The 20,853-nt window shown below is 32.8% G+C and carries 11 protein-coding genes; 8 read left to right on the top strand and 3 right to left on the bottom strand.

What is annotated here, in order from left to right; all coding sequences use genetic code 11:
• Positions 1–130: 130 nt before the first annotated feature.
• Complete coding sequence (locus DMB68_RS11875; RefSeq protein WP_110346871.1) at positions 131–1,903, top strand: DUF4153 domain-containing protein; 1,773 nt, start codon at positions 131–133, stop codon at positions 1,901–1,903.
• A 171-nt stretch (positions 1,904–2,074) separates the two neighbouring features.
• Here the strand turns inward: DMB68_RS11875 and DMB68_RS11870 are convergent, their stop codons facing one another.
• Positions 2,075–4,762: a carboxypeptidase-like regulatory domain-containing protein gene (locus DMB68_RS11870; RefSeq protein ID WP_110346870.1), complete on the bottom strand. Its 2,688-nt coding sequence runs from the start codon at positions 4,760–4,762 to the stop codon at positions 2,075–2,077.
• 42 nt (positions 4,763–4,804) lie between these two features.
• On the bottom strand, positions 4,805–5,701 hold the full coding sequence (locus DMB68_RS11865; protein WP_110346869.1) for a GLPGLI family protein: 897 nt from the start codon (positions 5,699–5,701) through the stop codon (positions 4,805–4,807).
• Positions 5,702–5,932: 231 nt separating this feature from the next.
• Between DMB68_RS11865 and DMB68_RS11860 the strand changes: the two genes are divergently transcribed.
• Both DMB68_RS11860 and DMB68_RS11855 read left to right on the top strand, forming a co-directional pair.
• Positions 5,933–6,748: a hypothetical protein gene (locus DMB68_RS11860; protein WP_110346868.1), complete on the top strand. Its 816-nt coding sequence runs from the start codon at positions 5,933–5,935 to the stop codon at positions 6,746–6,748.
• Entirely contained in the window at positions 6,748–7,362 is a 615-nt protein-coding gene (locus DMB68_RS11855; RefSeq protein ID WP_026983862.1) for a deoxynucleoside kinase, read from the top strand. The genes DMB68_RS11860 and DMB68_RS11855 overlap by 1 nt, the downstream gene beginning before the upstream one ends.
• An 85-nt stretch (positions 7,363–7,447) precedes the next feature.
• On the opposite strand, the gene DMB68_RS11850 is transcribed toward DMB68_RS11855, so the two are convergent.
• Positions 7,448–10,243 carry a triple tyrosine motif-containing protein gene (locus tag DMB68_RS11850; protein WP_231131645.1) on the bottom strand — a complete coding sequence of 932 codons (2,796 nt, stop codon included), beginning with the start codon at positions 10,241–10,243 and terminating at the stop codon, positions 7,448–7,450.
• A 413-nt stretch (positions 10,244–10,656) separates the two neighbouring features.
• Here DMB68_RS11850 and DMB68_RS11845 point away from each other — a divergent pair, with 413 nt between their 5' ends.
• The 5 genes from DMB68_RS11845 (at position 10,657) to DMB68_RS11825 (ending at position 20,828) form a co-directional block, all read left to right on the top strand.
• Complete coding sequence (locus DMB68_RS11845; protein WP_110346866.1) at positions 10,657–13,743, top strand: SusC/RagA family TonB-linked outer membrane protein; 3,087 nt, start codon at positions 10,657–10,659, stop codon at positions 13,741–13,743.
• Between the two features lie 29 nt (positions 13,744–13,772).
• Positions 13,773–15,332 carry a RagB/SusD family nutrient uptake outer membrane protein gene (locus DMB68_RS11840; protein WP_110346865.1) on the top strand — a complete coding sequence of 520 codons (1,560 nt, stop codon included), beginning with the start codon at positions 13,773–13,775 and terminating at the stop codon, positions 15,330–15,332.
• A gap of 216 nt (positions 15,333–15,548) precedes the next feature.
• On the top strand, positions 15,549–17,009 hold the full coding sequence (locus DMB68_RS11835; protein ID WP_110346864.1) for a glycoside hydrolase family 30 protein: 1,461 nt from the start codon (positions 15,549–15,551) through the stop codon (positions 17,007–17,009).
• 64 nt (positions 17,010–17,073) lie between these two features.
• The gene (locus DMB68_RS11830; protein ID WP_110346863.1) at positions 17,074–18,534 is read left to right on the top strand and encodes a glycoside hydrolase family 30 protein; all 1,461 of its coding nucleotides are present in this window, start codon (positions 17,074–17,076) and stop codon (positions 18,532–18,534) included.
• A gap of 35 nt (positions 18,535–18,569) precedes the next feature.
• The gene (locus DMB68_RS11825) at positions 18,570–20,828 is read left to right on the top strand and encodes a glycoside hydrolase family 3 N-terminal domain-containing protein (RefSeq protein WP_110346862.1); all 2,259 of its coding nucleotides are present in this window, start codon (positions 18,570–18,572) and stop codon (positions 20,826–20,828) included.
• Positions 20,829–20,853 lie beyond the last annotated feature (25 nt).

Below are 20,853 nucleotides of genomic sequence, written 5' to 3'. Positions count from 1 at the left end.
TAGCTATATACGATTAATATTTTTTAATCTTACTTATTTTACCCCGAAATCTATTCCTTTAGAGTTCGGGGTTTTTATTTGGTTATTTGGAGGCATTTGCTTTTCTTAGTACAAAATAACTGATTAAAAAATGAGCAAATTTCCTTCATTACATAATGTCCTGAATGCGACGAAAAAAACTATACTAAGGTTTCCTTTAGAAGTCATAACCGCTATCATTGGAACCATTTCTGCTATTATTCTTATCGATTTAAATTACGACAACACTCACAGAGCGTTTTATGAAAAAACGATTATGAGCTGCTCATTATGTCTGGTCTGGTTTCTGTCTGTAAGTTTGTTTTTTGCGGCTAAACAAAAGAACAATATCATACAATACCTTATCAGTTTAGCGTTTGCTCCTTTATTAATTACGTTTGTATTTAATTTTGCCATTAGAATATCTGAAGTAGAAGTACAACAGTTTTTTGTGCTCAGTCTTGCCTTACATTTACTTGTTTCGTTTTCAGGATTTTCACCAAAAGCCTATAATCAGGAGGAGTTTTGGGAGTTTAACAAACAGCTTTTTTTACGAATACTTACCTCCGGATTGTACAGCATTGTTCTTTACGGCGGGTTAGCATTAGCAATATTAGCTGTAGATCAATTATTTAAAGTTGAATTTGACAGTAAAATCTATGGGTATTTATTTTTTACCGTTGCAGGAATTTTTAATACTATTTTCTTTTTAAGCGGCGTTCCTGAAACCAATAGTAAAGAATTACCACTTCGTTTAAACTATCCAAAAGGACTTAAAAATTTTACACAATATATTTTATTGCCATTAATAAGTATTTATTTGGCTATTTTAATTTGTTACGAAACCAAAATTCTAATCACATTTTCGTTACCAGTCGGCTGGGTTTCTTATCTTGTTTTGGCATTTGCTATTACCGGAATTCTTTCCTTTTTGCTGATTCATCCCATTGCAAATGAAAACGGAAATTTGTGGATGCGAACTTTCAATCGCTGGTTTTATTTCTTATTAATTCCTTTATTGGCATTATTATTTTGGGCGATTCTCTACCGAATCAATCTTTACGGATTTACACACGAACGATATTATGTTTTCTTATTATCAATTTGGCTGACAGTTGTTGTGGCTTATTTTTTAATTTCAAAACATCCAAAAATAAAATTCATACCTATAAGCATGTGCCTGGCAGGATTGTTTTCTATTGTGGGGCCGCAAAGTGCTGATTCTGTTTCAAAATACAGTCAATTATCCCGATTTGAAAATTATCTTCAAAAATACGACGGCAAAAAATTAACTTTTGAACAAGAACAGGAATTGAGCAGTATTGTTCACTTTTTAGATAGAAATTATGGTTTTGAAAGTATGCTTCCATATGCGCATAAAAAATTAGATGCTCTTTACAAAAAAGAAAAAGATCCCGGGTCAACTAAAATTGTGGAAAGCTTAGGTTTTGAATATCGATCTCAATACGACCGAAAAGATGAGGCTAACGATTCTTTTAATTATTATTTCTATGAGGATACTGATGAAATAGTTGACATACACGGTTATGATTTTATAATCGTTTTATATAAAAACAGTCCGTACGAGTGCAAAAACTGTTTAATTATTAATAAGACTAATTATTCTATTAAATCAAAAGCTACAGATTACGGTCAGGATTTAATAATCAATCAAGACACTATCCCTTTAAAAATAAATGATTTCATCAATGCTACTTCTCGTTTTAAAAACAATTATAACGCAAGCAAAAAAATTGAGCAGCGAATTGAAAATTCAAAATATACTATTTTACTAACTTATTTGAGTGCAGATGGCAGTATTGAAAACAACAAAAAAACTCCTGAAAATTATCAAATTAAAGTAATGGTTGGTATTAAAAACTAAAAAACAACCCGACAAGATTTCACTTTTGTCGGGTTGTTTTTTAGTTTGAATATTTATGAAATTTTAAATACCTGTCAATTCGTTTTTAGCCCTGATGGAAACGGCATCCTTTTTCCCGCTTCTTTAGCGGGGAAAAGATATAGTGTACAGCAGGATTAGCTTCTAATTAAACTACAAATTATACTTCATCGAAAAGATAATATATCTCGGCTGCACTGTATATTGAGAAACACGTGTAGAAAACTGAGAGAAGCTGTCGTCGTTAAGATACGTAGTGTTTAACAAGTTCGTAGCCGCAATTTTATACTCCCATTTACTGTTTTTCTTTTGATAAATTAAACTGGCGCTTAAAAAATCATATTCGTTATTGACTGACTTATCAGTATTATAATAATGATAGAATTCATACTCTGAAACAAACGAAAAACTTTCCAGAAAATAATAATCTAATCTTGCAAAAGGCTTGTCTGTGAAATACGTAGAGCCACTGTATTTATTGACTAACATATTATAACCAAACTCAATATTAGGCAGGTTTTTGTAATTCGTGGAAGCTTTTACAGTATAACTTTGAGTAAAACTTTCTGTCGTTGTTGGTTCTCCATTTTGTTTATTATTGAATTTTGACCAATTCAAACTTGCACTGGCAGAAGCTTTATAATTCTTTAAAAATGAACGTCCATAACTTCCCATTCCGGAAAGGGTTTCGTCTGCCAAATTGGAATTATAAGGTACTGATGACTGGTTGATTCCTTCGAAATCGGCTTCGGTTTTTATTGCATCTACTTTTCTGGTATATGTTGCATTGGCAAAAATGTTTTCAAAATTGAACATATTATATTTAAAGTAACGCAATGAATGCACTTGTGAAGTCGCATTTTCGAGTAAACGATTTCCTCTAAACAAACTACTGTAATCTGACAAAACATAACCTTCAGCCAATTGATTGATATCTGTAAAATCATTTGTCAGGGAAAAATTATAGGTCAGGGTTTCTGATTTTTTGATTTGATAAAGAGCAAAGAAATCCGGCAACACTTTTGTAAAATTCTGCGAGTAATCTGTTCCTGATTGTGTGTTTGTCATTTTATATGTATGCAGACTAACACCGGGTGTCAAGGTAAATTTTCCGGCTAAAATCTTGTAATGAAATCCTAAAAAAGTGTCATTAAAATTATAATTTACATCATTTTTATTTGAAGGATTATTCAAATTATTTATATTTCCGTTATCCAAAATCTGAAAAATGTGAGAATTGAAATTTTGGTAGGAATACGTATTTCCTAATGTAATATTGATGTTGCTTTTTGGCGTTACCATATAATAGTAATCCAGTTTTGCATCCACTTTATTAGTTTTTACAAAACGATCCTGATTCAGGTCATTTCTTTGCTGACCTGAAGTGTAACCCGATAAATCAAAAGGCTGTGTGCGTAGATTAGCATTATAAAAAGGATTTTCATCCTGATATAAATGCTGCATTTCAAAGGCAAAGATGTTTTTGTCACTTTGGGTATAGTACAAACTTAAATTCTGATTAATCGAGGTTGGGTCTTGTTTTTTAGCAGTAAAAATAGTTTCCGAATCTGCTACATCATTAACAACCTGTTCCCGAAGCAAATCAGCATTTTCTTCCTGCTTTGTCAACTTCGTTAGAATATCATAATCGAATTGAAATTTATCATTTGGTTTATAAGTAGAACTTAATTTAAAAAGTCCCAAATTATTCTTTTGATGTGTTTGTTCATCTCTTTTTTGCTGATCTCCGGAATCTAAAATTGTAGTTTGGGATTTCGTTTCTAGATCTGTTTTTGAAGTCGAAAGAATTCCGAAACCGCTAATATTCCATGCTTTATTAACGGAATATGCAAAGTTTGTTGCGCCAAATTTTGTTTCAATTTCTTTGGCGCGATTATTTCTCAAAAGTGAAATTCCTACATCATTCGAAGAGACATTAAAATTGCTTCCGCCTTTTTTCATCATATTTCTAAATCCGCCTGTGAATTTGAAATAATCCTGGGCTGTCATTGGCAATTCTCCAATATTATTAAAATTCGTGATTAGATTTATACTGTATTTCGGACTGTAATAAAACAATTTTGGATTGATAACATAGCGGCTGTCCAGCTCAGCAACACCTATTCCGGCTGTTACATCACCAAACCAGAAGTTCTTTTTTCCTTCTTTCAGTTTAATGTTCATTGCTACATTATCCTGATCATTTTCGAGACCTTTTAAAGCTCCGATTTCATTATAATTTCGCAAAACCTGAATTTTATCAATTGCATCAGCCGGAATATTTTTGACTCCTAATTTGGTGTCTCCGTCAAAAAAGTCTTTGCCTTCCACCATCAGTTTGCTTACCTTCTTTCCTTCTACTTCAATTTCTCCGTCGGCATTTACCTCAACTCCGGGCAATTTTTTCAGGACGTCTTCCAGCTTTCTTTCTGTTCCGGATTTAAAAGAATCAGCATTATAGACAATTGTATCTCCTTTTATAGAAACCGGCATTTCACGGACAATCTCAACTCCTTCCAGTTCAATTCCAATATCATCCATGACAATATTCTGAACGATATTTTCGGATTTAGTTGTAATTTGGATTTCTTTCGATTTCATTCCAAGGTAACTGATTTTTACCACATAAGAAGTATTGGGCTTCAAACTCAATTGAAACTTTCCTTTGTCATTGGTAATACCATAAGAATCCATTGCTTTTGTAACAGCATTAACGGCCATAATATTGGCCATTTCCAATGGATTTTTCTCTCCATCCTGAATAAAACCATCAAAGCGGACACTTTGAGAAAAACCTATAGAAGTAAATAAAAAAACGAAAAGACACAATATTTTGTTCATTAAAAAAATGATTAGGGTAAATAGATTAGATTTTCAGAAGTTTTATCTTCCCATCATCGGAGGTCCTCCGGCACGGCCACGATTCATTTCCCTAAACTCTTTCATCTTTTTTACCACTGTTTCGTCATAGTCTTTCTGAGAAATTTCTTTTCCTTTTGTTGGTGCTTTTATGTCTGCTTTTTCTTTGGCGTTCAGAACAATTTTTGAACATAAAATGGTTGTTGTTCCGTCATTAATTTCTAAAATTAAACCCGGAAGCCCCCAATAATTTTCGGGTCCCTGATTAATTGGAATTTCAGGCGAATACCAGGCCGTTACCACTATTTCTTTAGGAATTTCAAAATTGTCTTCAAAGTTGGTTTTCTTTTCAGCAGTTTCTTTATTATCGCTTTTTGTTTCCGCCTTTTTTCCATCTTCGTTTTTAGGTCTGAAATTTCTAAAATCGGTCTTACTGGCTTCTTTTACTGCCGTTGCTTTATAACAATTATAGCCCCCAATTTGTTTCGTTTCCTGCTCTAATTTCCAGTTTAATTTTGGTAATGAATCTTTTACCAAAAATTCTTTGCCCATAAATTCTTTATCAACTGTATAAGTTTTACTTTTTACATCTTTATAAAAAGTACCCCCTCCGCCCATCATAGAGCTGAACATCATTCTCATTCCGCCGCCTTGTTGTCCGGGAGTTTCTAATTTTTCCTCTTCCTTATATATAGAAGCCGATTTGTTGAAGTTCAGAATAAAAGTTTTTTCTAACATTTGCTTCATTCTTTCTTCCATGCTTTTTTGCATTTCAGGTGTAATATCACGGTTTCCGCGCATTCCTTCAAATTTAGGAGTCTGTGTTTTTGACTCATAAACAGCCATTCCCTGAAAATCTTTCTGTGCCTGTACCTGACTAAAAGCAAGCACTAAAAGCAAATAATATGATATTTTTTTCATTGGTTCTTTTTAAAATTTGAGTAAATCCGATAAAACTTACATTCAAATGTATTATTAATTTTAAAATACTGAAAGTTAAATATATCAATACCCACAAGGCATAGACAAAACAGCTTATTATTTAGACTATTAGAATCCCGAAAAGTTTAAAGACCATATTCAACTAAAATCTATTTTAATCGGCTTCATACTATAGTTTTTTTGTAATTTGGCTTCAGAAACCAAATTCAAATGAGAAAAACAGAACGCAAGATTTTATTGCTACTTTTTATTGCCATTTCTTTCTCGGCTGTTTTTTCACAAAATCAAAAAAAAACGCCAACTCGTGTTGCAAGTTTTACAATTGATGCCGATGAATTTTTAGGTTATGATTCTTTTGGGTTTTCATATCAGATAAAAAACAACATATTCAGCAAAATAAAAGGGAGTGAAATTTATGAATATAAAAATGTATCATTAGGAAAAATCACTAAAGCAGATATTTTAAACCCTCTGAAAATAGTTTTATTTTACGAAGACTTTAATAGTGCAGTTTTACTTGACAATCAATTAAATAAAATTACGGAGATTAATTTTTCTCAAAATAACGTTCCTATCGTTGTAACATCGATTGGCATGTCAACTCAAAACCAATTATGGATTTACAATTCACTGAATCAGCAAATTGGTCTTTTCGATTATTTAAAAAACGAATATAAAACGGTTTCAACTCCTTTGACAGAAAATTTTCAGTTTTATCAAACCGATTTCAATACTTTTTACTGGATCGATGAAAAATACAATTGGTTTTCTTGTGACATATTCGGAAAAACTACAGACTTAGGGAAAGTTTCAGATTTCGATAAAATCCAGGTTTTAAGCCCAAAACAATACATTTTCAGCAAAGCCAATTTATTATCTTTTAAAGACATTCATAAAGATGGATCTGAGACAGTTTCTGAAATTGATATTTTAGAAAAATCATTAAATAAATTCTGTTACAAAGACCAAATTTTATCTATTTTTACAGCTAAAGAAATTACCAATTATAAAATCGTAATACCGTAATGCACATAGCAATAGCAGGAAATATAGGCGCAGGAAAAACAACTTTAACAAAATTACTAGCCAAGCATTTTAAGTGGGAACCCCATTATGAAGATGTTGTTGATAACCCATATCTGGATGATTTTTACCATCAGATGGAACGTTGGTCATTTAATTTGCAGATTTACTTTTTAAATAGCCGATTCCGTCAGGTACAACAAATCCGTGAAAGCGGAAAAAAAATCATTCAGGACAGAACTATTTACGAAGATGCTTATATTTTTGCTCCCAATCTATATTCGATGGGATTGATGACAAGCCGTGATTTCGAAAATTACACATCTCTGTTTGAATTAATGGAATCATTGGTAAAAGCTCCTGATTTATTGATTTACTTAAGAAGTTCGATTCCAAATTTGGTGGGGCAGATTCACAAGCGCGGACGCGAATACGAAAACTCAATTTCTATCGATTATTTAAGCCGGCTGAATGAAAGATATGAAGCCTGGGTTCAGACTTATACTAAAGGAAAACTATTGATTATTGATGTTGACAACATTAATTTTGTTGATAATCCGGAAGATTTAGGAAATATTATTAATCGAATTGACGCTGAATTAAACGGATTATTTTAGAGCATAAATTTGCTTTGGCCTTCTGCCCGAGTCACAAATTTATTCAAATAAAAATGCCTCATCACTATCGTCATGAGGCATTTTATTATATACTCATTAAAAACCCAATTAAATTTTCTTTCTTATTTAATCCCAGTTTTTTTCTTAATCGGTATCTTGCCAGCTCAACTCCTCCATTCGATATATTCATAATCTCTGCAATCTCTTTAGTTGACATATTCATGAGCAAATAGGTTGACAAGTCTAATTCTCTTGGAGAAATTGTAGGATATTTTTCTTTCAGTCTTTTAAGGAAATCAAAGTGAACATTTTTAATGTGCTTTTCTAAGTCTTTCCAGCTTTTATCAGTATTGACTTCTTTTACAATACTTTTATGGAGTTTACTGAATTCTGTTTTAGTTGAATCATCTAATATATTGGTATCTATATCTTTGAGCTTACTTATTATGGTATTCAAAGTTTTGTTCTTCTTTACCACCTGTAAAGAGTTATTTACAAGTTCTTTATCCTTTGCGAGAATTTTAATTTGAAGTTTATCACTTTTTAATTTTTCAATTTCTTTTTCAAGTTCATGCTGTTCTTGTCTAATTTTAGATTCTTTTTCAAGATATAAACGTCTTTGCTCAATGGTTTCGTAATATTTATTTTTTCTGATTTTTAATTTAATTCTGTTTGAAATCACATATATCCCTACCGAAATTAGCAGCAAATAGAAAAGATAAGCAAAAAAATGCCTGTACCATGGAGGCGAAATAGTAAATTTAACCTGATCAGTTTCTGAAAGTACACCAAAACTATTTCTGGCTCTTAATTTCATCGTATAGTTACCCTCTCTTAAATTGGTATATTCCTTAATTGAAAGAGAAGACCAAGTGCGCCAAGTATCTTCAAAAGGCTCTAATTTATAGGAGTAAGTAACGTTTTCCTGATTTTCAAATACAGGAGAAGAAAATGTAAACTTTACATGATTATCACTGTAAGGTAAATTAAAGAGTTTGTCAATTGTTTTCAGATTCCCGGTTATAATAGTATCGCCCGGGAAAGAAAAACTCTCTATAAAAGCAGTCGGTTTTGTTATAAATGTATTCGGAATTGTAGCATCGTAATGTGTTAATCCATCTGTTAATCCTATAAAAATATTCTTTGAATCTATTGCGTTTACAGATATGTAGTTATTTACCAGATTACCCGTTAAATTAGAAAATGGAGCTTCTTTCTTAACATATTTTTCATTCCCTGATTTTTCTAAAACTCCCAGAGACTGATTAAATGAATACCATAAATTTCCTTTAGAATCCTGGATTAATGTATTAATTACCGGGATATTTTTAAAAAGACTACTCATCTTTCTGTCTTCAAAAAAATCATCCTGATCTTTAGAAAATCTGTAGAAATGATTTTTTGTCTGAAAATAAACTTTACCATTAACTAATTGAAGGCTTCCAATTCCTTTATTAACTGCAGATATATGAGTATGTCTTTTTACGAACACAAATTTTTTCAGGTCATCAGAAAGTTCCATCTGATATAAATATGGGTTTTTCTTTAACCATACATAATCATTATCTAATTCCATTTCGAAAGTACTTGTAGTTTCGTCAAAATCCTGAACCTTGTTTATAAAATCAACTTTATTAGATGCAATTTTACAAATTGAGTATCCATTATAATTTTCTCCAATTACATATTCCGGATGTTTGGGTATTTGTCTGAATCCAAAATATCCTTTAGTATCCAGTATTTTTGAGACTTTATTATTTTCTATAACCAAAGCTCCGCTATTGCTGGAACATAATAACACATTATTTATAACCTGAATATTCCATGTCTGAGCAATTGTTCCTTCGACTCTGTAAAAAGGTTCATCAGTAAAAGAAGTATTCCAGGAATGATAAAACAATCCCTGGTTTGTGGCTACATACAAATTATTCTGATGCAATACGGAGGCATACACAGTACCTATATTATAACTATAATCAAAATAGGTAAAAGGGGAATTTTCATTTATAAATGTTATTCCATTATCGAGCCCCAGCCAAATATTATTTTTATTATCAACAAAAGAAGTCAGTATAGTATTATTTTGAAGCCCCTTTTGATGATTTAGATGCTGAACTATCTTTCCGTTTAAATCACAAATTATAATACCATTTAAAACCGAATTTAAAATAATAAATTTATTTTTTATGATTGCTCCGCCAAGAGAAGTATTCTTTTTTATAAAGTTATTTGCTTCATTGTTCCATTCTGTTACATTATTAAAATCGTAAACAAAAAGACCTTTTTCCAGTGTTGCCAAAAGAATCTTATTATTCGGTAATGGAAACATCGCCCAAATTTCTTTATCATTAAGAACCTTTGTTCCTTTTAAAGGATATAATTTTTGATTCTTAAATTCTAAAATTCCCAATACTTTATCCTGAAAGTAAAGCCGATTTTTCACTACAAAAGAAAACTGAAACTTCCTTGGTGCATTTAGAATACTAATTTTATTGTTTTTGTAAAAAAGTGCTTTTGTGAAAGATTGAAAAATTACTTCGCCTTTAAAAATGTGTATTCTCCAGATTAAATTTATATCCCGACTATCATTAGCGCTGATTAATTTTGAAAGCGAATAATATTTTAATTCTCCTTTTTCTCCTGCTTTAAAATAACCGAATTCATTATTTCCTCCAACAAAAATTTTTCCGGAATCATCAATTTTTAAACTTCTTATCGCAGTATTATTTGGTAAAGAATACTTGCGCCAGGTTGAACCGTCAAATTGAATTAGTCCACTGTTATTTGCAAAATAAATATTACCGTTTTTATCCTGTTCAATGCTCCAGTTTTGAGTTCCTCCCTTGTATTCTGTCCTTTTGTAATTTTTAATATTAGGCATTCCTATGTCTTTAACCTGACAAAAAACGCCATTAGCACACAGTAATATAAACATGTAAAAAAAACAGTTTGCGAATTTCATAACTTTTGTAACCCTTTTTTATTATTAATGCTTTTTAATTGTAATTCTCACATTTATTAAAATAATCAATATGTATAAAACGTATTTGAAAGCCTTATAATTGCTTTTTAATAAATGTAGTGTTTTTTTTTAATAATTAACATTATTATAACAATAGAAATATATTTACAAATATCTAATAATCAAAGTTTTAAAATTATTTTGATGTGTTTTTGTAAAGTATTAATTTATTGTTTGATGTGTTTTTGTAATAATAACAAATTGCAAATAGTTGAAATTTAACTTTATCATTGCATCAAATTACTAATTAATTAACCAAAATTTTTAGAAAAATGAAATTAACAAAATTACTTATTTTTTGTTTTTCATCTTTATTGTTTTCAGCTATCGCAATTGCACAAGATGTTACGGTAAACGGAATGGTAAACGATGAAAGTGGAATGCCCGTCCCTGGGGCAACAATTTTAATTAAAGGCACCAACAAAGCAACTGCATCTGACTTTGATGGAAAATTTCAAATCGCTGTTCCATCTAATGGGACATTGACAATTAGTTTTGTTGGATACAATACAGTACAGGAGGCTGTAAATGGAAGAACTAAAATTGAAATCAGATTGAAACCTGAATCACAAACCTTAAATGAAGTTGTAGTAGTAGGATATGGAACTCAAAAGAAAAGTGTTGTAACAGGTGCAATTTCATCAATAAAAGCAGAGCAAATTGCAAACCTGTCGGTTGGTCTGTCTACACAAGTACTACAAGGGCAAGCTGCTGGTGTTACTGTTATGGCACAATCAGGAGCTCCTGGAGCCGGAGCCAAAGTTCGTATTCGTGGAGCAGGATCAAACGGTAACTCAGACCCGATTTATGTAGTTGACGGAATGCGAACTGGTAATATTGATTTCCTTGATTCTAATGACATCGAAAAAATAGAAATCTTAAAAGATGCTGCCTCAGCAGCTATCTATGGAGCTGATGGGGGTAATGGAGTAGTAATGATTACGACTAAAAAAGGTAAAGCAGGATCTATGAAAGTTACTTACAGCAATCAATTTGGTTTTCAGTCTTTGAGAACAAAATTAGAAATGATGAGTGCTGATCAGTATGTTAAATGGATTGACGAAACAAAACCTCCGGGCAACAGACCAAATGTAGCAGACTGGGCGGGTAAAAAAGGAACAGACTGGCTTGATGAAGCAGCTGAAGATGCAGCACCAATGCAGCACCACACACTTCAATTAGCGGGAGGAAATGAAGTTTCAACTTTTTTACTTTCAGGTAATTTTTTCAGTCAAGATGGTATTTTTGGAGGAGATAAAACCAATTTTAAACGTACAACTGTTAGATTTAACTCCAATCACAAAGTAAGCAGATATTTAGAAGTTGGAGAGAATTTTTCTCTTTCAGTAAACAAACGTAAAGCTTTTACTGAGGATGACAGTTTTAATGGTATAATGAACCACGCAATGTTAATGGATCCTTTAACCCCTGTTTTTTATCCAAACGGAACAGCGCTGCCACAGCATGTTCAGGATGCATTAGCGGCAGGAAAAGTACTCATCACCAATAAAAACGGAGAGTATTATGGTATCTCGGAATATATTGATGGAGAAATAGCAAATCCAATTGGACAAATTGCAATTGATCATGGTTTAAGTCAGGAAACTAAAATTATTGGTAATGTGTATGCTAATATTAAGCCTTTTGAAGGATTTGTTTTTACAACACGTTACGGTATTGAGCAAGCATTCAACAATTATGATGACTGGTCTCAAAAGGCATGGTGGAATTCAACTAAAGAAAACACTACAAATTCTAAAACTTATAATCAGGGGATTTTCAAAACATGGTTATTTGAAAACTTCGCAACTTACACCAAAACAATCGGTAAGCATGAATTCTCTGCCATGATAGGTATGTCTGCTCAGGACACTGAATATCGTTATTTGAATACACGTGCATCAGGTATGATTAAAGAAGGTGATCAATGGGCCCCAATTGGAGAAGCTCCTGTAGCGGGAACTTTATCTGGTAATATAACGCCATCATCAATGAACTCTTACTTTGGACGTCTTACGTATTCATTCGATAATAAATATTTATTCCAGGCTTCTTTAAGAAATGATAACTCTTCACTTTTTGCACCAGATAAACGTGCAGGTTATTTCCCTGCAGTATCAGCTGGATGGATCATCTCTAATGAATCATTTTGGGCTCCTGAAACTATCAATCATTTAAAATTAAGAGCATCATGGGGTCAGAACGGATCGACATCTAATATTGCTGCCGGTCAATGGCAGGCATTTATTACTAAAGATGGTTTAAAATATCCGGATGCACTAGGTAATTACTATACAGTTGGTGAGCTTAAAGCATTACCTAACAAAGACATTACCTGGGAAACAACCGAACAAACCGATTTAGGATTTGATGTAAGAGCTTTCGAAAACAGATTAACATTTGGTTTTGACTATTATAAAAAAGTTACAAAAGACTTATTAACTCCTTCATCTCCACCTTTATCAACTGGTTATGCAGCTCCATATGCTAATGCTGGTGATGTAACAAATAAAGGATTTGAAATTGAAGCAGGATGGAGAGAAACAGGGCGTAAATTCAACTATGGAATCAACTTAAACCTGACTACAATTAAAAATGAGGTTACTTATTTAAACCCATTACTTACAAGAGTTGACGGAGCGAACCTACCAGTATTAGGAACTGTAACTTCTTTCGAATTAGGAAAACCGGTTTGGTATTTCAGAGGGTATAAAACAGATGGAATATTTCAAAATCAGGCACAAATTGATGCTTACAAAACAGCTTTAGGAAATGTTACTACATGGAATCCTACTCCGGGTGCGCCTGTAGTTGTTGATACGAATGGTGATGGTGATATTACAGATCAGGATAAAACCTATATTGGAGATCCTCATCATGATGTAATAATTTCATCTACTATAGATTTTGAATACAAAGGATTTGATCTTAAGATTTTTGCACAAGGTGCATTTGGAGGAGAAAACTTCCTGGCATTAGCGAGAGTTGATAACCCGGCTTCTAATCGTCCATCATTCTTTTATACTGACAGATGGACAGGAGAAGGAAGTACCAATAGCTTTCCAAAAGCATCTTATAGTGACCCAATTATTTACACAAGTGATTTAATGGTTCAGGATGCTTCTTATGTAAAAATCAAACAAATTCAATTAGGATATAATTTTAAATCAGAATTATTAAGCCAGATAAAAGTGAGCAGCTTAAGACTTTATGTTTCACTTGATGATTACTTCACATTTACAAAATACAAAGGTATTGATCCTGAAGTAGGAAGTTTCTCAAATAACTCACAAGGTATTGACAGAGGTTTGTATCCAAATGCAAGCCGTATCATGACAGGATTATCAGTATCATTTTAATTCAAAGACGAATACAAAAATAAATAACGATGAAAAAATTAATATATAAAATATCATTATTTACAGGCTTAGCTATTATGCTGGTTTCCTGTGCAGACGATTTCTTAGATAAGCCGGTTTATGGTGTTTTGGCTGCTGATGATTATTTCAAAACCGAAGAAGAACTTCAGGAAGGTGTATTTGCATGCTATGATGTCCTGCAATGGGCTTACACTACTGACTGGAATTCTATGTATGTTGTAAAATCATTCCCTGCAGACGAAACACACGCAGGTGGTGGTTCAGATGGTGACCAGCCTTCTTACCAGCAATTAGACGATTTTTCATATACAGCTGAAAACAAACCAATTGAACATTCTTTTAAAACCATGTATTTTGGTATTATGAGAGCCAATGCTATTATTAATATTGCAGAAGGAGATACGCCTGCTAAAGTTCAAATGATAGCCGAAGCCAAAGCCTTAAGAGCATTTTTTTATTTTGAATTAGTTTCAATGTGGGGTGGAGTTCCATTAAGATTAGCACTTCCGGGTGCATCTGAATTTGCACTCGAAAAATCGACTCCGGAACAAATCTATGCACAAATACACAAAGATTTGGATGAAGCAATTCCAAATCTGCCTAAAAAAAGTGAGTATCCTGTTGCAATGCGTTTTAGAATGTCAAAAGGTACTGCACAGGCTATAAAAGGTAAAGCTTATTTATACCAAAAGATGTATCCTGAAGCAGCTGATGCATTTGATGATGTAATAACTTCAACTGAATATGACCTTGCTCCTGATTATTCAAAATTATTTTTAAAAGAATCTGAATACGGTTTAGAATCTTTGTTTGAAGTTGGTTATAATATTACCGGGTATGATTGGGGTAATTTTCAATGGGGAGGAAACCGTTCAATGGAAAACAATATAAACTGGCAGTTAATGGGACCTAGAGGAGATTATTATACAACAGGAACTTCAGGACTTCTGCCAGGTTGGGGCTTTAACTATCCAACAGCTAAAATGGCTCAGGCATTTGATGCAGAAGGTGATGTCATTAGAAAAAATGCTTCAATATTGTCAGTTGCCGATCTTAGAACAAAATATGGCGGAGACTGGATAGTAGACAAGGATCTGGATTGGACAGAAGCGCCACCAGTTTGGGGAATGGAAGGTTATTTCAGACTTAAATATGGTTCATTAAAGTCTGAAACAGTTGCAAGTCCAGGTGTTGCTGAATTAAACTACGGAACAAATATTAGATTAATCAGGTATGCTGATGTTTTATTGATGGCAGCAGAAGCGAATCTTTTAGCAGGAAATGTTTCAACTGCACAGGGTTATTTCACTAAAGTTCGTGACAGGGTAGATTTACCTGTCAAAACTGTTACTCTCGACGCAATTAAAACTGAAAGAAGATTAGAATTAGCATTTGAAGGATTCAGATTCCTTGATTTAATTCGTTGGGGTGATGCTGCAACGGCGCTTAAAAATCAAGGATTTAAAAAGAACGGTAATTTTGCTGAGAAACATAGCTTATATCCAATACCTTCTGCAGAGATTCTTAACAATAGTAAAATGACACCAAATCCAGGTTGGGGTAGTTAGAAATATGAAATATCAGTGCTGTAAAAAGCACTGATTACTTCTTTAAAAATATGAAAATGTGTTCACTCAAATGTGAATCATTTCAGGTTAAGTTTAAGTTAAGTTTGGTTGTTAGAATAGCCCATATTCTTAAGTGATTATGGGCTATTTTTAAATCATTTTAAAGAATTCAAAAAAGAAATTATGCCTGATTCTTAAATTATTAAAACATATGCAATGAAAAAAATTGGCTTTGTTATTACTTGTTTATGTTTATCTTTTTCTGTTTATCCACAACAGAAAAAACCAAAGCAGACAAAAGAATTTACAACAAATAATAAAACGATCACAGTGTATACCACTGCTGATAATACAAAATTAAGGTTAACCCCTACAGATAATTTAAAATTCTCACCTTCTAAACAACCTGTAGAAACTGAAATTTCAGTTTTTGTAGAACCTTCCAGAAAATTTCAGACTTTTATTGGAATTGGAGGTGCCATTACTGATGCAAGTGCCGAAATATTTGCCAAACTATCCAAAGAAAAACAAACTGAATTCCTAAATGCTTACTATGATACTCAAAAAGGTATAGGTTATTCATTACTAAGAACAACGATACAAAGTTCTGATTTTAGCAGTGGAAGCTATTCTTATATTCAGGAAGGTGATACCGAATTAAAAACTTTTTCTATTGAACACGATAAAGAATTTAGAATTCCATTAATCAAACAAGCCATAAAAACTGCCGGAGGAAAAATACCTACCTATGCAACACCATGGTCGCCTAATGCTTTTATGAAAAGCAACAAAAATGTGCTTAAAGGCGGAAAATTATTACCTGAATTTTACCAGCCATGGGCAAATATGTATGCCAAATTTATAAAAGCATACGAAAAAGAAGGAATTCCAATTTGGGCAACCTCTGTACAAAATGAGCCTATGGCAACCCAAACCTGGGAATCCTGCCTGTATACTGCTGAAGACGAAAGAGATTTTCTGAAAAATTTTCTTGGACCAACACTAAAAAAAGAAGGCTTAGGAAATGTAAAAATTATTGCCTGGGATCATAATCGTGATTTAATGGTACAAAGAGCAAATGTTATTTTTTCAGATCCAGAGGCTTCAAAATATGTTTGGGGAATGGGTTTTCACTGGTATGAAACCTGGACAGGTGCGCAACCCATGTTTGAAAATGTAGCAAGAGTTCATGAAGCTTATCCGGATAAAAAATTAATTTTTACAGAAGGCTGCGTCGAAAGATTTGATGCCGCAAAATATCAGTTTTGGCCAAATGCCGAAAGATATGGAACTTCTATGATTAATGATTTTAACAACGGAACTGTTGCCTGGACAGATTGGAATATTCTTTTAGACCAGTTTGGAGGACCAAATCATGTTGGTAATTTTTGCTTCGCACCTATTCATGCCGATACAACAACAGGCGAATTAATTTATACGCCGTCCTATTATTATATTGGTCATTTTTCTAAATTCATTCGCCCGGATGCTGTCAGGGTTAGCACATCTGTAAGCAGAAGTTATTTGTCAAGTACGTCTTTCTTAAATAAAGATGGAAATATGACAACTATCGTAATGAACCATACGGATAATGAAATCACTTATAATTTAATAATCGCAACTGAAAAAACAGTAATAAAAATACCTGCACACGCAATACAAACTTTAGTTTATTAATTATTTTGTTTAGTAAGGAGGGCTATTTATTTAGCCCTTTATTTCTTAATCATATAAAAACACAATGAAATCAATCAACAGAATTTTATTATTAGTACTGCCAATTCTGCAATCAGGCTGCTCTACATCTAAAGTTGATGAGGGTACTAAGGATTCGGTAATTAATAAAATTGAAGTTTATACTACTGCTGAAAATTCTGATTTGAGATTGTCGTCTTCCAATAATTTTATTTTAACTCTATCAGAACAGCAATTAAATCCTGAGGTTTTTATAACTGTTGATGCAGAAAAAAAATTTCAGACTTTCTTAGGAATCGGAGGTGCAATTACTGATGCAAGTGCCGAAGTCTTTGCTACATTATCTCCAATAAAGCAACAAGAATTTCTTACTGCTTATTATGATAAAAACAAAGGAATTGGCTACTCTTTAGCCAGAACCAATATACATAGCTGTGATTTTAGCAGCGAAAGTTATACTTATATACAAGAAGGAGATAAGGAACTAAAAACTTTCAATATTGATCACGACAAAAAATATCGAATCCCATTAATCAAAAAAGCAATTGAAACTACCGGCGGTAAGTTAACCTTATATGTTAGCCCATGGAGTCCCCCAGCGTTTATGAAAAACAATAAGGATATTTTGCACGGCGGCGTTTTATTGCCTGAATTTGCTCAATCCTGGGCAAATTATTATTCAAAATTTATAAAAGCATATGAAAAAGAAGGGATCCCTGTATGGGGATTAACCATTCAAAACGAACCAATGGCAAGCCAAAGTTGGGAATCCTGCATTTATACACCTGAAGCCGAAAGAGATTTTCTGAAAAATTTTCTCGGACCAACTCTTGAAAAAGAAGGACTTGGTTCCAGAAATATTATTATTTGGGATCACAATCGAGGAGATATGCTGGAAAAAAGAGCCCATTTGTTTTTTTCTGATCCAGAGGTTTCAAAATATGCCTGGGGAATAGGATTTCATTGGTATGAAACCTGGAATGGCGGTCCACCACAATTTGAATCAGTAGCCAATGTTCATAAAGCTTTTCCAAATAAAAATTTATTGTTCACAGAAGGCTGTAATGAAAGATTTAATGCTGAGAAATTACAATTTTGGGGTCATGCAGAACGATATGGAATTAATATGATGAACGATTTCAATAACGGAACAACAGGCTGGACAGACTGGAATATTCTTTTAGACCAAAACGGAGGCCCCAATCATGTTGGGAATTTTTGCTTTGCTCCTATTCACGCCAATACAAACTCAGGAGAAATTATATATACGCCGATGTATTATTACATTGGACACTTTTCGAAATTCATCAGACCGGAAGCAAAAAGAATCAGTAATGTCGTAAGCAACAAAATAGTAACGAGCACTTCTTTTTGTAATTCTGATGGAAAAATTGCAACAGTAGTAATGAATCAGTCTGATAAAGAAGTGGCATATTCCATACTATTCAATTCTCAAAAAACAATAATTACAATACCGGCTCATGCTATTCAGACTTTAATTTTCTAGGATTTTATTTGAAAATATTAATTTAAAATTACAAAATGAAAAATGCAATTTTACTCTTATTCGTCTTCTCCATTTGCAGTACAACATGGAGTCAGGCAAATAAAAAAACAGAAATAGATACCAAAGTTTCAGAGTTGCTTTCAAAAATGACCCTTGAAGAAAAAGTGGGGCAAATGACACAAATCACGGTTACTTTTTTTGAAGACCCAAAAAAACCGGGACATTTTGATCCTTCAAAATTAAAGCAAGGAATACAGGATTATCATATCGGTTCAATTTTAAATGTTCCTAATCCCGGAGCGCCAACCATACAAAGATGGCAGGAAACTTTAACCGCAATTTCCAATCAAGCAAATAAAACAAGGCTTAAAATACCGGTTTTATATGGTATCGATGCCATTCATGGAGCAAGTTACACAGCAGGCGCAACTTTATTTCCACAACAAATAGGGCTTGCCGCAACATTTAATACCGATTTGGTAAAACGTGGCGCCGAAATTTCAGCTTACGAAACCAGAGCTTCTTCAATTCCATGGGTTTTTTCACCGGATTTAGATTTCCCAAGAAATCCTGCCTGGTCAAGAATGTGGGAATCTTTTGGAGAAGATACCTATTTATCTTCAAAAATGGCTGTAGCATTAGTTGAAGGCTTTGAAGGAAATAATGTAGGCTCAAAATACAATGTTGCTTCCTGCATGAAACATTATATTGGTTACGGAAGTACAACTACCGGAAAAGACAGAACACCAAGTATTATCCCGGAACGTGTATTAAGGCAATACGATTTAACAATTTATCAGGCTGCTATTAAGGCCGGAGCCAAAAGTGTAATGGTAAGTTCCGGAGAAATTAATGGTACCCCGGTTCATGCAAGCAAACATTTAATTACTGATATTTTAAAAACTGAATTAGGTTTTACAGGAGTTGTAGTCACAGACTGGAAAGATATTATCTATTTACATACAAGACATAAAGTTGCAGAAACCAAACGTGATGCAGTAAGAATCGCGGTAATGGCCGGAATTGATATGAGTATGGTTCCTGAAGAATTTTCTTTTTATACTGATTTGATAGATCTGGTTCAAAAAGGAGAAGTTCCAATGTCCAGAATTGATGATGCTGTGACACGTATTTTAAGAATGAAATTCGAATTGAATTTATTTCAGAACAGCTTTGCTAATTTAAAAGATTATCCAAAATTTGGTTCAGCTGAGCATATTCAGGAAGCTTACAAAACGGCTGCAGAATCCATTACTTTATTGAAAAATAATAATGCCGTTTTACCTCTGAACAAAAACGAAAAAATTCTCATTACCGGAGCAACTGCAAATAGTATGAAATACCTCAACGGAGGCTGGTCATACACTTGGCAAGGTGAAAATTCAGATACTTATGCTGCTGATAAATATACCATTTTAGAAGCTTTTCAAAACAAAATTGGAAAAGAGAATGTTTTATACACCCCTGGCGCAGATTTAGAAAATGAAAATGATGCCGAAATTCAAAAAGCCGTCGATTTAGCTAAAGATGCTTCTAAAATAATTTTGTGTTTAGGAGAGAAAAACTACACAGAAACTCCCGGTGATATCAGAAATCTGTTTATGAGTAGTTCTCAAATCAAATTAGCTTTGGCTTTAGCTAAATTAAACAAACCAATTATTTTAGTTTTAAACGAAGGAAGACCAAGATTAATTAGTGATTTTGAAGGTAAAATGAATACCGTTATTCAATGTTATCTTCCGGGAAATGAAGGAGCCAGAGCTTTGATTGATATTATTTACGGTGACGTAAATCCAAGCGGAAGATTACCTTATAATTATCCAAGATATCCAAATTCATTAGAAAAATACAACCGAAAATATACCGAAAGTATTGCGGAAGAAGAACAGAACAATGATGCCAAATATGAAAAAAGTTATTCGCCTCAGTTTGAATTCGGAACAGGATTGTCATATACCACGTTTAAATATTCGAATTTAAAAATTGACAAAAATGAAATCAATACTACTGACGAAATAAACGTTTCTGTTGATGTTACAAACTCAGGAAAAAGAGCAGGAAAAGAATCTGTTTTATTATATCTGTCTGATAATTTTGCAAGTATTACGCCTGAGTTTAAAGCTTTAAAAAGATTTGAAAAAATTAGTTTAGAGCCAAATGAAACAAAAACCGTGAAATTTATCTTAAATCAAAAAGACTTACAATTTGTAAACGAAGATTTAAAATGGATTTCTGAAAAAGGAACTTTTACTATTCGGGTTTCAGATCTGAATAAAGATTTTTCTTTGAAATAAAACAAGAACGCTCCAATTTTGCTGA

This window comes from Flavobacterium hydrophilum, from assembly GCF_003202405.1.
Classification (GTDB): Bacteria; Bacteroidota; Bacteroidia; order Flavobacteriales; family Flavobacteriaceae; genus Flavobacterium; species Flavobacterium hydrophilum.
This window is presented reverse-complemented; position numbering and strand designations above follow the sequence as displayed.